This is a genomic window from Bacteroides sp. ET489, assembly GCF_030518095.1.
Taxonomy (GTDB): Bacteria; Bacteroidota; Bacteroidia; order Bacteroidales; family Bacteroidaceae; genus Bacteroides; species Bacteroides ndongoniae.
Genome location: NZ_JAULLJ010000008.1, coordinates 68,680 through 83,490, shown reverse-complemented (window position 1 = coordinate 83,490; position 14,811 = coordinate 68,680). Strand labels below are relative to the sequence as shown.

Genomic DNA, 14,811 nt, shown 5'->3' with positions numbered 1-14,811 from the left:
TAGTAACCGAATAATAATTAAAAAAGCAAATAGCGAAATGAAAAAAGGTATTCATCCTGAAAATTACCGTCCGGTAGTATTCAAAGATATGTCAAATGGCGACATGTTCCTGTCTCGTTCTACTATAAACACGAAAGAGACTATCGAATTCGAAGGCGAAACTTATCCGTTGGTAAAGCTGGAAATCTCCAGTTCTTCTCACCCGTTCTATACTGGTAAGTCCAAGTTGGTTGACACTGCCGGTCGTGTAGATAAGTTCATGAGCCGTTACGGTAACCGTAAGAAATAACTCTCTACGCTACACCCGTAAGAGGAAAGGGGATGTGTCTGCAATGATACATCCCCTTTCCTTTATATCCGACAACTTCATACCCCTGAATGTTTCAACAATCAAAATAACCGTATCATGAAAAAATATGTATTTGCATCCCTGCTTGCCGGATTGCTGCCAACCACTTTCCAGGCTTCAGCACAAACAGCCGAAGCACCGGGCAGGCAAACCCTGAAAGTAGAAATCACCGAAACACCCGTTGATGTTATCAGTAATGTGATCTATTCACAAATTACATTCCCCACCAACCGCCAGCTCAGAATGACGCTGCTCGTTCCGCGCACCCCCCAGCCCAAACCTGCCATTGTCTTTTACCCGGGAGGAGGTTTCATGTCGGCCAACCACGACAGCTTCATCGCAATGCGAATGGCACTTGCCAAAGCCGGCTTCGTAGTGGCAGCCGCCGAATACCGAACCGTCCCCGACCGCTTTCCGGCACTTGTCATCGATGCCAAATCTGCCGTTCGCTACCTGCGTGCCCATGCCGGTCAGTTTGGCATCGATCCGCAACGCATCGGAGTCATAGGCGACTCGGCAGGAGGCTATGTAGCCCAGATGGTAGGAACGACCAACGGTGAAAAACAATTCGACGCAGGCGACTTCACCGAAGTTTCTTCCGATGTACAGGCCGCCGCAACCATCTACGGCATCAGCAATCTGATGAATATAGGTGAAGGTTACTCGGAAGACATACAAAAAGTACATGCCTCGCCAGCCGTCACCGAAGCATTGCTGGTACACGGTCCAGCCTTTTTCAACTTTGCAGGCAGTAGCATCCTGAGCGATCCGAAAAAAGCTTTGGATGCCAGTCCAATGGGACACGTCAAAAGCAATCTGCCTCCATTCCTCATCATGCACGGTTCTGCCGACCCGTTAGTATCACCGGTTCAGAGTGAGCAACTGTACAAGGCCATGGTCGAGAAAGGCAACAAGCCCGACTACATTGTAGTAGAAGGAGCCGGACATGGCGACCTGTACTGGTATCAACCGGCCCTTATCGATACGGTTGTCAACTGGTTTAAAAAGCATCTGGCCGGCACTGCCGGGACCGATGCCACAGCCGACAGCAACCAACAGAAATAGCTGGCAACAACCATTCAGAAAAAAGAGCAAAAGCTCTCGTCGGACTTTTGCTCTTTTTCATATGATCCAAAGTTGCTCCACTCGGCAGCAACATCTCGTCGGCATCCGCTTATCATTTCAATACTTGCACTTCCCAGTTCACCTCTAACGGATTCTCCTTCATACGCCATACGAGGGGCAATGCTGGATTATCCCAAATCCACATCTCCGCCCCTTCCTGAACGTCGCGCACGTGCAGCAAGGCATGTCCCGAAACGTGTTCGTTGTTGTCCAACCATTCATATTCGGTACAGTTATATGCCAAACGGCGGTTAGCCTTCAACTGACGGTATGCCTTACGCGAAATCAGATAGGCCGTTTCCCGATCGGACAGCACTACCTTCCTCCCGTCCTCAGGCATCAGGAAACTAAGCACCTCTCCGCTTTCCATGGCTGCCGGAGTCAGCGTATATGAACCTTTCTGCCAGCGCAGGTTACGCAGAATACGCCAGTCCAGCACAACAGAATCTTTTCGCTGGGTGAAACTCATTTGGTATTTGCGTGTCTGCCCGTGCAGCTTGAAGACAAACAGCAACGTATCCGGTATGGCACTTTGTGCCGCAGCTCCCGTTCCCATAGCCAGCAACAGGAGCAAAGTAATCAAATATTTAGCTTTCATATTTCTTACTTAAGTTTCGGGTTTAATATTTCGCTGGAAGTTAAGAAGTTACCACTTTGCTTTGCTCTGTTAGAAGTTAAAAGCCGAGGGGGAATGGTTAATGGTTAATGATTAATGGTTAATGGTTAATGAGTCGTAGAAATTCTTCATTCTTCATTCCTCATTCTTCATTTTCTCATTCTCACTTCTTTAACTCCTGCAAGTTTTGCATAAAAGGATATGTCGGAACTTCAATCAATGATTCGGTTTAAACATCTCCTTGCCCCACTCCGAAGGCTTCTTTCCCATCTTCAGCACCAGCGTGCCACCGGCCATCAGGTCCTTGTGGCGCAATGCCGACCACGGATAATCTTCCCCGTTCAGGGTAGCACTCTGCACATAACGGTTCTTTTCCGAAAGGCCGTCGGCCACAATCCGGAAGTCGTATCCGTTCGCCAGATGCAGCGTAGTGGTACGAAGCAACGGTGTGTTTATCAGGTAATAGTCCTGACCGGCGTTGGGATAAAGCCCCATCATGTGGAAAGCCAGCCACGAAGACATGGCCCCCGAATCGTCGTTGCCCGGCAGACCTACAGGACCGTCGTTATAGCTTTCTGCCAGAATCGTATGGATACGGTCGCTACTGCGCCAAGGCTTGCCCAGCCAGTGATACAGACAGGGAGTAAGGAACGAAGGTTCGTTGTTCACATTATAATAATTGCGGATAAAGAAAGTGTCCAGTCGTTGCTCGAAAGCCTGCGGACCACCACATTTCTCAATCAGTCCCGGTACGTCGTGCGGAATGCTCAGGGAATATTCCCACGAAGAAGCCTCATAGAAGAACATGCTCCACCAGGGCGTGTACCACGGTCCTTCAAACGTCATAGGCGTGTAGACATACTTGGGTTGCATCACGCGGCTGTGTCCGTAGGGCAGGCTGTCCAGCCATTGGCCATCGGCATCGCGCGGCATGATGAAGCCCCGTGCCCCGCTGTGTTCGTAGTCGTCGCGCCACAGTTTTTTCCAGTTGCCGCTCTGCTTCAGGTAGTGCTGGTACAGTTCCTCCTTTCCCAGTCCCTTGGCCACGAGGGCAATGGCATAGTCGCAATAGCTGTATTCCACCGTACGGTTTCCGGCACGGTCGATGCCCCAGGGAACATACCCCAGTTCCAGATACTCGCGCAAGCCACCACGTCCTTCGGCCTCGTGGTTGGCACCCGGGTCTACGGTAGCGTCTTTCAGCATGGCTTGCAGAGCCAGTTCGTAATCGATGTCCTCCAGCCCTTTCACAAACGCATCGGCTATGACGATTTCGGCATTCGACCCACCTTGTGTACGTCCGTTGCAGTTACCGCTCCGGGCATCGGGCATGTAGCCGTCGCGCTTGTAGATGTTCACCAGCGAACGGACGATGTCGGCTTCACGCTTCGGATCGATCAGCGTAATCAGGGGCGACGACGTGCGGTACGTATCCCAAATGGCATAAAAGTCGTCGTAATAAGGTTCGGGGTCACTCCAGAGCGGGTTCTCGCCCGTACGGTCCACAGGCATCAGCATCGTATGATACAATCCGGTATAGAACATCCGTTTGTGTGCTTCCGGAGCCTTCTCGTCAATCTCGATTTTCGAGAGCAGTGCTTCCCACTTGTCCAGGAGCTGACGATGCACCTCGTCGAACGACCAGTGAGGAATCTCGCTGTGTGCGTTGGCCTCGGCGCGCAGACAGCTCAGGAAAGAGATGCCCACCTTCAGCTGTAGTGTAGTGGCATCGCCTTCGAAACGAAGCAAAGCCCCCGTCTTCTGATGCGAATCGTACTGCGTGCGATCGGCAGTGAGGCTGTCGCCTTTCCACGTAGCCCATTCGCTGAAGGGGCGGTCGGTTTCGGCATAAAAGTAAACCGTATAGGCACGCCCGTTGTTCCATCCGCCACGAATGCGGGTATATCCGCACACTTCCCGGTCGGACAGTATCTGTATCTCCGAGCCCACAAACTGCTGGGCCTCGCGTGCGTCGGGCACCGGACTTTCGCCCAAGAAGAAACCGGCGTCGATGGCCAGTGCCTTGTCCGCCACCTCGGGATAAGTAAAGCGGTAGAACGAGGCTCGCTCGGCGGTAGTTATCTCCGTACGGATGCCGCTCTGCTTGAAACGGGTGTCGTAGTAGCCCAAGCGTATATTTTCGTACTCGCGGTAATCGAGATGTTGCGTGCGGTCCAATGCTCCACAGAAAGGAGTCACCAGCACATTGCCATACTTCGGTCCGCCCCCTGTGCCGCTGACGTGCACCTGGGCAAAACCGTCTACCCGTTCGGGCATCGGCAACCAGCCACTGTTGGGAGAAGGTGTACAGTCGGGCGAGGGTTTCACCATGCCGAAGGGACACGACGGACCGATAAAGACACGCCCCAGTCCTTCGGAACCGATACGCGGATCGACGTAGTCCGTCAAAGTTTTTTCCGGCTCTGCCTGCCTATCACGAGCCACGGCAGCTGTACCGCTTGTCAACAGAAAGGCCAACAGCACACTGCCCCATAAACGTTGCATATTCATAGTTATCTATTCTTATTTAAGTTTCGCAAGTGCTCAACTTATCAGTTGACAAGGCTTCAGTCAACAAGTTTACAAGGACCGAAATACCCTGTTTGATAAAGTGTCGCTTGAGACGCTTCGCTGCAAACACCTTGTCAACTCGTCTACTTGTTACTTGTCAACTGCAACTTGAGCTTGCAAAAGTTGAGTATTCTTATTATTTACATTTTACTTCATTTCCAACGGATGTATTTCCAAAGCGGTATTATGCCGATATTTTTTCCCAGTTAGGAAAAAAATTTTTTCCAGTTAGAGAATATTTTTTTCCTAACTATACATTTTTTCGGACACCATCCTGCCAGAGAAACATTCCGTTTTCAGAATCATTCAAAAGTATAAACACAAAAGCCTTGCATTGTCACCCAAAGTACACGACTATAGATGCAACACAAGGCTTTCCCTTTTAAAACACTAAATAAAACAATCGGCTATTTTACCTTAAAATGTATTACGAGTGATTAGTATCCAGGGTTCTGTGACCAGTTGGTGTTGGCATTCAACACGTCACGAGCTAACGGCAACAAACGATATTGCGGATTTGAAGCATTAGGATTAAAATCATTCTTGAAGCCCCAATCACGTTCGAAGTCACCGAAACGGATTAAGTCGTTACGACGCCAGTGTTCATCCAAGAATTCACGACCACGTTCATCCAAAATATCCTGCAAAGAAGGATTGCTCTCGATAAGCGGAGCGTTGACATACGCACGAATCTCATTGAACAAACTCATTGGAGTGTCACCCAATGTAGCCGAACCGCCACGGGTAATAGCCTCGCACTTCATCAAAATAATATCAGCATAACGGAAGATAGGTACATCGTTATCCTGATTACGACTATACACATTATAATCATTGATATCAGGGAAGAACTTTATGGAACGATAACCTTGTGTCCAACCTGTCATGTCTGCACCGCAGTTAAGATCTGCATTAGGAACAACAGGAGGATTGGCTGTCGGATCATTTTTCAACGTAATAGACTTCGAGAAAGTAACATCCTGACCATTATATGTGTTACGTACATCGGTCGGCATACCGGTTGTATTATCATACTGATAAACATCAAACGTAGTCATACCGATATTTTCACCGGTATTACCGGCAATCACATCGTTACGACGATCACCCGGCAAACAAAATAACTCAACGAATTCAGGAGTCAAAGTCATATTGCCACCCACAGAGTTTGTCATTTCAATGCTATAGAAACCATTGCTATTCTGACCACGACGCCAAGTGCGGAAACGAGCATAAGTCATACCACCGGCAGTAACAGCATCAAAAGGCATCGCATAAATAAAATCCTTAATTTGTGATCCATTGGTATACATGAACTTAGCCTTATAGTCATCACTCAGATCGAATTTACCAGATTCAATAACACGATCGCAAGCAGCAATACAGTCAGCCAGTTTCTCATTATCGGCATTAGCATTCCAATCTGCACTAGTTACATCCTTTGTATAGACATTCCAGTTAATATAAAGCTTTGCTAATAAAGCATCTACCATCCAGCAGGTAGGAGTACCATAGGTATCTTCGGAAACTTCACTTGGGCAATCGTCACGAACTGCCAATAATTCCGATTCAATCCAACGCGCAACATCAGCACGTGGCGAACGGTCAATAGCAGCGTTACTATCTCCTAGTACCTTATAATCAATAATAGGCGTATCGCCCCAATTATCCATCAACAAGAACGTATAAAAAGCACGTACCGCACGGATAGGAGCAGTAACTGATACATTTTCTTCTCCTTCTCCCAAATCCATCAATATTTGATTGCTATTGACAATTCCAGCCTGTATATCATTGTAAACAGCTAACTGGCTGTTACTAGCATCAGCATCGACCATGTGAAGAGAAATATTAGACATATCACGTCCATTCAGATAGTCACCATCGAAACTGACAGCCGTATATTCATCAGAATTACATGAAATAAGTTCATCATAACGACGTCCTAAAGCACCACGAAATGCATAGTAAGCATTGTTGATGCGTGCACTCAAGGCAATCTCTGAATTGGGATATTCAGTATATTGTGACTTAATGTCTACATCCAAGTCGGTACAACCGACAGTTGTAAGTGCCAATAAGGCAGCAGAAATAAAATATCTTGTTTTCATATCTTTATGTCTCTTATGTTAAGAGTTAGAAGTTTACATTAACACCAACCATAAATGTACGTGTACGTGGATACGTTGTATTACGCCAGTCAACACCTGGAGTCAAACCACCCAAATAGATTTCGGGGTCAAGACCTTTGTAACCAGTAATAGTAAATACATTATTACAAGTAGCATACAGACGGAGATTGTTGACCCAATTTCCCAGCTTACCGAAGTTATACCCCAAAGTCAATGTTGCCAAACGTAAATAAGAGCCGTTTTCCAAATAACGATCAGAAGGACGTTGTGCATTAGAATCATTGAACTTCTGCTCAGTAGCAATCTCACTTAATGCATTTTTACCAGCTGCCACCAAACCTACGTTGTTGTAGTAGTTGCGGGTTGCGTTGTAGATTTTGTTTCCGGCAACTCCCTGGAAGAATGCAGTCAGTGACCAGTTTTTCCAAGTAAATTCGTTGTTCCATCCGTAAGTCAGCTTCGGCTGTGCAGAACCTGTCTTGCGGCGGTCTTCATCTTTCGGAGCATCTGTAGTTCCGACCAGATTGCCGTCAGCATCATAGTCGTTGAAAACAGACTTACCGTTCTCATTATAGCCAGCCCATTCGTAGGTATAGAACTGACCGATAGGACAGCCTTCCATAATGCGCTGAACATTAGTTCCGGAGAAACCACCAACGTCAGGGTCTGCCATGTCAATATAAGGAACAGAGTAAGTTGCATTGGTCAGTTTCTCAACCACGTTCTTATTATGAGACAAGTTTACAGAGGTAGTCCATGTAAAGTTGCGAGTCTTCACCGGTATAGCATTGATTGTAACTTCAATACCCTTGTTACTGATGTCACCCACATTGGCAGTCATTGTTCCAAACGGATAGCGGTTGGTAGAAACCGGATAGTCGTAAATCAGGTCGCTGGTACGCTTGTCATAGTACTCGATAGTACCGGTCAAACGGTTGTTCAGGAAGCCGAAGTCCAAACCAATGTTGAACATACTGGTGCTCTCCCACTTCAGGTCGGGGTTAGAGTTACGAGTAGCACCCAACGTACGATATTCAGAAGAAACACCATCGGGACTTACATAAGTGAACCATCCTGTTGCACCATAGAGCGGACGGGCAATAAAGGCATCGAATCCCAGTGAGTTACCGCTGACACCGTAGCCGACACGCAGTTTCAAGTCATCGAAGATATGCTGATTTTTCATAAATTCCTCTTCCGTGATACGCCATGCGGCAGATACAGAGGGGAAGGTAGCCCAACGGTTGTTGACACCGAAAGCAGAAGAACCATCGCGACGAACAGTTGCCTGCAACAGGTACTTGCTGTTGAAGCTGTAGTTGACACGTCCGTAGAACGAAATCATACGCAAAGTAGAAAGGTTGTTGCTGATGATATCACTGATATCCATATTGTTGGCCATACCCATGTTGTGGTAGCCCAGATCATCGTTATAGAAGTTGTAGACTCTCAGTCCGAAACCGTCGTTGTTGTCAGCCTGTTCCCAAGAATAACCCAGCATGACACCTACCTTATGTACATCAGCAAAGGTGTGATCCCAGTTGATGTAAGTTTCCATCTGCTTACGGATGTTCTCCAAAGTGCTGCGGTCAGCCTGGCCATGCTTGGCACCGAGTATCTGGCTCTGCGAAGAATTGTAGATGCTATAGATGTACTGTTGGTTCTGATAAGACAGGTTCAGGTTCCAGTCCAGACCATCGATAATGTGCAATGTAGCTTGTGCAGTACCTTGTAACAGTTTTTCCTTCGTGTCGTAACGGTCTTCGTTGACCATTGACAGCGGATTGTAGTTCTGTGAAATCTGCAAGTCACTGTACCAGGTTCCGTCGGCATTCTTTACAGGTACCAGCGGGCTGTAGTAATACATGGCATCCAATACACTCTGACCAGTTCCACTTGTAGGACCTGTAGAACTGTTACGAACACTGGCATTCAAGTTAAGGGCAATTTCCAAACGATCGTTGAGAGCTTTAGTTTTTACATAAGAACGTGCATTCAAGCGATCCATATCAGTACCCTTCACAACACCCTGACGTTCCAAAAAATTGATAGAAGCGCTATAAGAAGTTTTCTTATTTCCACCATTGATAGAAACATTGTGATTGTGGCTGAAACCGGTACGGAGTACTTCGTCCTGCCAGTTGGTATTAGCAGGATTGTTTATATCACAATAGTTGGAAAGATCAACACCGTTAGCATTGGCATAAGCCAACAATTCATTAGCATCCATCATATCCAGCGTATTCATGGTATTGTCCCAAGCCACATAGCCGCTATAGTTTACACTGGTACGACCATCTTGATTACCTTTCTTTGTAGTGATAATGATAACACCGTTGGCAGCTTTCGAACCATAGATGGCTGTCGCAGAAGCATCACGCAATACATCAATACTCTCAATATCCTCAGGTGATACCAATGAGATGCTTACACCCGGCACACCATCAATGACATAATAAGGTTCCATAGCTTCGCCCGTACGCAATGAAGAAGCACCACGTAAAGATATTGAAGCAGAGCCGTTCGGATCGCTAGTATTGGCGATAGTCAAACCAGGAACTTTACCTTGTAACATTTGTGCAGGTGAAGTAATAACACCAACATTCATATCTTCAGCTTTCACCGTTGTAATAGAACTGGTCACATCCTTACGGGTCATGCTACCGTAACCGATAACCACTACCTCGTCAAGTGCCTGAAGGTCTTCCTGCAGAGCAATGTCAATAACATTTTGATTTACGACTACCTCTCTTGTTGTAAAACCAATATAGGAGAACATCAATGTTTTACCTTTCTCAACATTGATGCTGTACTTTCCGTCCACATCGGTTATACTACCATTAGTCGTGCCTTTTTCGAGGACATTAACACCCGGCAACGGAGCACCAGTCTTATCGGTTACGGTACCCGTCACCTTGTTCTGTGCAAATGCTAAGGTACTGCTTAGCAAGAACATGACGAGGAGCAAACTCTGCATCCATGTTCTCTTTCCTTTTAATTGTACATTCAGCATAAAATAAAGTTTTAGTTAAAAAAAACAGTTTTTATTCTCATTTTATATATTTATCACATTCTTTTTTCCGGCTGCAAAAGTAAAAGCCGCATGTTACATATTGATTTCAACAACATTTCAAAACGAACACAACAAACTAATAAACAGAAAGTTAGGGAAAGAACAAAAACAACAAACCCATTCCTTCACTCTTATCATTTGTACTGCTAAGTGTAAAGAAACAGGCTCCCGACGATGTTGCCTTTTAACAACAGGCAACAGATCAATGGAAGAAATACATTCATTGCTGTTTCCATAGCTCATTCTTAGATTTCAGTTGTCGCAAAGATACACTAAGCCTCTAATGAAGGAGGAGAAAATAGCGCAAAATAGGGAGAAAATAGTAAACCAACTTTTCATCATCCTCATTCATCTTTCACCACAATTGTCTATTAATCAACAATTTGCAAAAGTTCACTATTTTACTCCTACTAAAAACCAACAAAGAAAAATGTTTTTGAGAAAAGCGACACATACCTCCACCTACTTGTCCAAAACTTCGCTACTTGCTTGTTGCCCGTCCCATAGGAGGAAAAATACGACGGCCTAACAGCCGGCAGGACGGAAAGACTATGCAGCCTCACTGCAACAGTTAGTGCAGTCACACTGCATCAGTCAGTGCAGTGATACTGCATCAATACGTGCAGTTGTACTGCAACAGTTTGTGCAGTAACGCTACTCAACGTACCACTTCTGTTTTCCCATAAGGTTCACATCAAAAAGCGAATGCTGATAAGAGGGCGCAGGTGAAGTTTCACCGTAAGCAACTGATAATAAAACAATTGTGGTGAAAGATAGATACGCGGACTACAGGGGAAAGGCGGATGAACGCAGATTTTCAAATTTTCATTGAAAGGGCGTGAAGCTTCATCTTTCACCATATCCTGCTGTGTATCAGTGCGAAAATCCTCCGGTGAAAGCGTGAAGGCAAAATAGTGGGTTTAAGGTTTAATGTTGAGGGTGAAGGGTTGAGGGTTGAGGGATGAAGGTTGAGGGATGAAGGTTGAGGGATGAAGGATGAGGGTGAAAGAGAAAAGGATTTTCGGACGTGAACAAAAAAGGTCACTCTGCCATCTTCATTTTTAATGTTTCATTTTTCGTTTCCAAACTCCTACTTGGCGACTGTAACTACCTACTTTAGCGGCGTAACATCGGTAGTTAGCCGGCGTAACAAGTAATGTCGGCGGGTTTTGAAAGCAATGCCGCCGCATCTTACAACCAAACCCGACGCATGTTGCAAGCAAAGTCCACGAGTATTGCCTGCAACTCCCGTGAGTATTGCAAGCACGGCTCGCGAACCGTACAAGTGTTGCTCAGGAGCCGTACAAGTGTTGCTCACGAACAGGAACTTTCCCATTCCATCAACAATTCATCGGCAAGATATTCATCACTGAGGCAGTGCATATCTGCTACCCCATTACTGATAAGTTTATAAGTATCTGAATTATAGAAAAAAGCGAGTGCCTCTTCGTATGGAATCTGTAACCTATCAGCAAACAGACGGACAATGCGCGCATATTTCATCTGCAAAACTATTTTATCGGCCAACATATCCACCTCCTTCCGGCATTATTTCTTCAGCTTTTACAAAATGTAAGTGATGCGAAAGTACATGTTGATTTAATATGCACAACTGATGATTGGGATGTTCAAAGGCTAACCTTCCAAGCGCATCTTCTTTATTCATTGCTCCCGAAAAATACAGATCTATCGTGTTAAAGACTCTATCATTGGCTATACCACCTTCTACAATGTCATACATCATTTCATTGAGTCCCTTTCGGCATTTACCCACATAGTCCAACCATTCTTCATCATAACTTTTAAATACTTTCACAACAAAGTCGGACAAGTCCTCATCCAGCAAATATTCATTAACAAAAGCCCGTTTACCACGCAACAAAAAACGCTGAGCGTATTTTTCTGCCTGGCTTCGCATGGATGTCAAGTAAAAACCTCTACCAAAATCCAAATGCTCACGCGAGTGATACACATCAGGATTCTCTATAACGATATCCGAAGCATGATACAGTTTCATTTCAATACACCTTTCTCTTTCATGCATGAAAGCAAGTCTTCCACAATATACTCTTTGCTGAACGTATGCAACACATCGTATCCCGGAAGCAGATATCCGGTAAGGATACCCGATGAACGCAGCATGTCATACACTTGTCCGGCACTCATTTTCAGGGCATCGGCCAAACTCCCGACACAAAACGTAGTAAAACATAATTGTTCAAAATTCATATACTAACAATTTGGTTTGCGGTATATGCAAATATAGAACTTATTCATCACATACAAACCCGTTGGGGTGGATTTTTTCGCTTTACCGAAAAGTTCGCTATCTTTGTCGGTCCAATGCTATATCAAAGCAAAATAAGTTAGAACTGATAAATCACTAATAAAAAGAAATATCCCAACTATGAGTTTAACAGCTACTCCCCGTTCCAACCGCCTGCACATTGTTCTGCTGGGCAAACGAAACAGTGGAAAATCTTCGCTGCTGAATGCGCTGACCCATCAGCAGGCAGCATTAGTGTCCGATGTCGCCGGCACAACCACCGATCCGGTCTATCAGGCCATGGAAGTACACGGACTGGGACCGTGCGTATTCATCGACACGGCAGGCTTCGACGATGAAGGTGAGTTGGGTGCACTGCGTGTAGAAAAGACACAGAAAGTCATGCAAAAAGCCGACGTAGCCCTGTTGGTGTGCAGGGATGAAGAGGTGAAAGACGAACTGCACTGGCTACAATTGCTGAAGGAGAAGCAAATCCCCACCCTGCTGGTGCTGAACAAGGCCGATCTGCTACCCCACGCCGAAACCGTGGCCGATGCTATAAGTAAGAAAGCCGGTGTGCGTCCGCTCGTGGCCAGTGCCCGGACAGGCGAAGGAGTAGAAGGCATCCGCGAAGCCCTGATACGTATGGCATCGGAAACGGTACAACCCGCCATCGTGTCGCATCTGGTATCAGAAGGTGACTTGGTACTGTTAGTGATGCCGCAAGACATCCAGGCGCCCAAAGGCAGACTGATTCTACCCCAGGTACAGACGCTGCGCGAACTGCTCGACCGGAAATGCATGGTGATGAGCTGCACCACCGACAAGCTGGCCGACACGCTGCAAGCCCTGTCGCGCGCGCCGCAACTGATCATCACCGACTCGCAGGTGTTCCGCACCGTATATGAGCAAAAGCCTGCCGAAAGTCTGCTGACGTCGTTCTCCGTCTTGTTTGCCCGGCAAAAGGGAGACATCGACTACTATCTGCAAGGCGCGGCCAGCATCGCCCGTTTGGGAAAGGATGCCCGCATCCTGATAGCTGAAGCCTGCACTCATGCTCCGCTCTCGGAAGACATCGGCCGGGTGAAACTGCCCCGTATGCTGCGCAAGCGTCTGGGAGAAGGTATACGCATCGATATTGTATCGGGAGCCGACTTCCCCGACGACCTGACGGGCTACGACCTCGTTATTCATTGCGGTGCGTGCATGTTCAACCGCAAGCACGTCATGAGCCGCATCGAAAGTGCCCGTCGCCAAGGAGTGCCGATGACCAACTACGGTGTAACCATCGCCTGGGTGAACGGCATACTGGACAAAATCGTCATTTGACGTCCCCGCCCTGTGCAGGTGCCACTTGCTGCCAGAAGCGTTTCACGTCTTCCCAACGATAGAACGAACCTTCTACACTCGGAATGGGAAGTTTAGCTTCGTGCTCGTTCAGCAGAAAACGTACCAGTACATCCTTTCCGGAGGCGCGATAGAAGACAAGCTGCAAATTGGCTCCCATTGGCGAGACCTTATAGTCCTGCCAGGCCAGATGAAACTTATCCATATCCGCTTCCTGATTTGCACAGCCCTCCATCTGCATCAGGGCCAGCAAGCGGATGAGATGGGTATCGTGTCCGAAGCGTAAATCAGCATCCGTGTTTCCGCCACTGATGGCTGCGTCAGCTTTCACTACAATATCGTTCAACAGATTGGAAGCACAGCGCGGCATCACTCCTCCGTTGAGCGGAGCAGCAGCATTGCACACATACATGCGGGCATTCACCGTCCGCCAGAAGTCGCGCAGTTCGTCGTACTGAAAGATGTCGTAAAACGACACTTGCCCGCACAAATCCACATTCTGCATGTCGGCAGCAATCCAATAAAGCGACGTCATGACATCGGCCGACTGTTTCTCCGAAAAGTTTTCGGCATGCAGAAACAGCGACTTCATTAACCGGGCCGGACGTATCATACGCCTTTCGAAAGCATGAAAATCCTTGCGCCAAGCTGCTTGTTCGGAACTAAAAGCCTCACCTTCGGGCGAAGTATAAGCGATGTAGTTCATATACTCGCCATAAGCACGGCGTGTGATGCGCAAGGAAGGGTTCTGTTCTTTCAGTCCGTCGGTAAAATAACTCATGCTCATTGCACAACGGAGCGAAGTGGAAGAACGCGCATCGACCACCGCACTGTCGTGAAACACTTGCGGAAAATTACGGTACATGCGAACGGCAATGTCGTGATGCTGCCGTTCACCCAACGGTGTGATGTTACCACTGCGTCCGCGAGCATCATCCCACACACGATGCAAACGCAGACGGACATCCTGTCCCAAAGCCGTCAGCTGATTGTACCGGTACAGTGAATCGAACAGACTGACCATCGCCACATAACGCACATCGTCCGTCATCCAGCGAGACCCATGACGGCCGTAATGACTGATGTAAAACGGCTCATATCCTTCGGGAGCTGGTGCAGGCGCCTCTGCCGGAGCCGGATAAGCATAATAGATACTTCCCAACTGCTCGGGTGTAGGACGGCTTTGCGAGAAAACCGTCAGAAAACTGCAAAAAGCGTATATTGTAATCAGTAATCGTTTCATATTCTGTTTTTTACCAATAGACATTCAATTTCAAAAGTAGTTGTTATTTTCAGTCAGAGATTACACGGAAAAAAAGATATAAAGAATAA

General features: G+C 46.9%; 11 protein-coding genes. 3 read left to right on the top strand and 8 right to left on the bottom strand.

The annotated features are described in order from the left end of the window. Positions 1 to 37: 37 nt before the first annotated feature. Both Q3C19_RS06585 and Q3C19_RS06580 read left to right on the top strand, forming a co-directional pair. Positions 38 to 289 carry a type B 50S ribosomal protein L31 gene (locus tag Q3C19_RS06585; protein ID WP_302728087.1) on the top strand — a complete coding sequence of 84 codons (252 nt, stop codon included), beginning with the start codon at positions 38 to 40 and terminating at the stop codon, positions 287 to 289. 117 nt (positions 290 to 406) lie between these two features. Continuing rightward, entirely contained in the window at positions 407 to 1,414 is a 1,008-nt protein-coding gene (locus Q3C19_RS06580; RefSeq protein WP_302728085.1) for an alpha/beta hydrolase, read from the top strand. Between the two features lie 112 nt (positions 1,415 to 1,526). Here Q3C19_RS06580 and Q3C19_RS06575 read toward each other — a convergent pair whose 3' ends face one another. The 7 genes from Q3C19_RS06575 to Q3C19_RS06545 form a co-directional block, all read right to left on the bottom strand. Continuing rightward, positions 1,527 to 2,072 (bottom strand): hypothetical protein, encoded by a 546-nt coding sequence (locus Q3C19_RS06575; RefSeq protein ID WP_302728083.1) that lies wholly within the window; start codon positions 2,070 to 2,072, stop codon positions 1,527 to 1,529. Between the two features lie 234 nt (positions 2,073 to 2,306). Beyond that, positions 2,307 to 4,601, bottom strand: coding sequence for a GH92 family glycosyl hydrolase (locus tag Q3C19_RS06570; RefSeq protein WP_302728081.1), 2,295 nt, complete (start codon positions 4,599 to 4,601; stop codon positions 2,307 to 2,309). Positions 4,602 to 5,098: 497 nt separating this feature from the next. Continuing rightward, a complete protein-coding gene (locus tag Q3C19_RS06565) occupies positions 5,099 to 6,772 on the bottom strand; it encodes a RagB/SusD family nutrient uptake outer membrane protein (protein WP_302728079.1) in 1,674 nt (557 codons plus the stop codon). Positions 6,773 to 6,797: 25 nt separating this feature from the next. After that, the gene (locus Q3C19_RS06560; RefSeq protein WP_302728077.1) at positions 6,798 to 9,806 is read right to left on the bottom strand and encodes a TonB-dependent receptor; all 3,009 of its coding nucleotides are present in this window, start codon (positions 9,804 to 9,806) and stop codon (positions 6,798 to 6,800) included. 1,374 nt (positions 9,807 to 11,180) lie between these two features. Continuing rightward, on the bottom strand, positions 11,181 to 11,369 hold the full coding sequence (locus Q3C19_RS06555) for a DUF3791 domain-containing protein (protein WP_288180032.1): 189 nt from the start codon (positions 11,367 to 11,369) through the stop codon (positions 11,181 to 11,183). A 13-nt stretch (positions 11,370 to 11,382) separates the two neighbouring features. Beyond that, positions 11,383 to 11,883: a DUF3990 domain-containing protein gene (locus Q3C19_RS06550; protein WP_302728073.1), complete on the bottom strand. Its 501-nt coding sequence runs from the start codon at positions 11,881 to 11,883 to the stop codon at positions 11,383 to 11,385. Then, complete coding sequence (locus Q3C19_RS06545) at positions 11,880 to 12,095, bottom strand: DUF3791 domain-containing protein (protein WP_302728071.1); 216 nt, start codon at positions 12,093 to 12,095, stop codon at positions 11,880 to 11,882. The genes Q3C19_RS06550 and Q3C19_RS06545 overlap by 4 nt, the downstream gene beginning before the upstream one ends. Positions 12,096 to 12,273: 178 nt before the next feature. Here Q3C19_RS06545 and hydF point away from each other — a divergent pair, with 178 nt between their 5' ends. Beyond that, positions 12,274 to 13,461, top strand: coding sequence for a [FeFe] hydrogenase H-cluster maturation GTPase HydF (hydF, locus tag Q3C19_RS06540; protein WP_302728069.1), 1,188 nt, complete (start codon positions 12,274 to 12,276; stop codon positions 13,459 to 13,461). On the opposite strand, the gene Q3C19_RS06535 is transcribed toward hydF, so the two are convergent. After that, positions 13,454 to 14,722 (bottom strand): histidine-type phosphatase, encoded by a 1,269-nt coding sequence (locus Q3C19_RS06535; protein WP_302728067.1) that lies wholly within the window; start codon positions 14,720 to 14,722, stop codon positions 13,454 to 13,456. The two genes, hydF and Q3C19_RS06535, sit on opposite strands and share 8 nt — an antisense overlap. Positions 14,723 to 14,811: the final 89 nt, after the last annotated feature.

Excerpts from the sequence above, each read along its gene's own strand:
- Q3C19_RS06585 (WP_302728087.1), top strand. The coding sequence starts at position 38 with ATGAAAAAAGGTATTCATCCTGAAAATTACCGTCCGGTAGTATTCAAA.
- Q3C19_RS06580 (WP_302728085.1), top strand. The coding sequence starts at position 407 with ATGAAAAAATATGTATTTGCATCCCTGCTTGCCGGATTGCTGCCAACC.
- Q3C19_RS06575 (WP_302728083.1), bottom strand. The coding sequence starts at position 2,072 with ATGAAAGCTAAATATTTGATTACTTTGCTCCTGTTGCTGGCTATGGGA.
- Q3C19_RS06570 (WP_302728081.1), bottom strand. The coding sequence starts at position 4,601 with ATGAATATGCAACGTTTATGGGGCAGTGTGCTGTTGGCCTTTCTGTTG.
- Q3C19_RS06565 (WP_302728079.1), bottom strand. The coding sequence starts at position 6,772 with ATGAAAACAAGATATTTTATTTCTGCTGCCTTATTGGCACTTACAACT.
- Q3C19_RS06560 (WP_302728077.1), bottom strand. The coding sequence starts at position 9,806 with ATGCTGAATGTACAATTAAAAGGAAAGAGAACATGGATGCAGAGTTTG.
- Q3C19_RS06555 (WP_288180032.1), bottom strand. The coding sequence starts at position 11,369 with ATGAAATATGCGCGCATTGTCCGTCTGTTTGCTGATAGGTTACAGATT.
- Q3C19_RS06550 (WP_302728073.1), bottom strand. The coding sequence starts at position 11,883 with ATGAAACTGTATCATGCTTCGGATATCGTTATAGAGAATCCTGATGTG.
- Q3C19_RS06545 (WP_302728071.1), bottom strand. The coding sequence starts at position 12,095 with ATGAATTTTGAACAATTATGTTTTACTACGTTTTGTGTCGGGAGTTTG.
- hydF (WP_302728069.1), top strand. The coding sequence starts at position 12,274 with ATGAGTTTAACAGCTACTCCCCGTTCCAACCGCCTGCACATTGTTCTG.
- Q3C19_RS06535 (WP_302728067.1), bottom strand. The coding sequence starts at position 14,722 with ATGAAACGATTACTGATTACAATATACGCTTTTTGCAGTTTTCTGACG.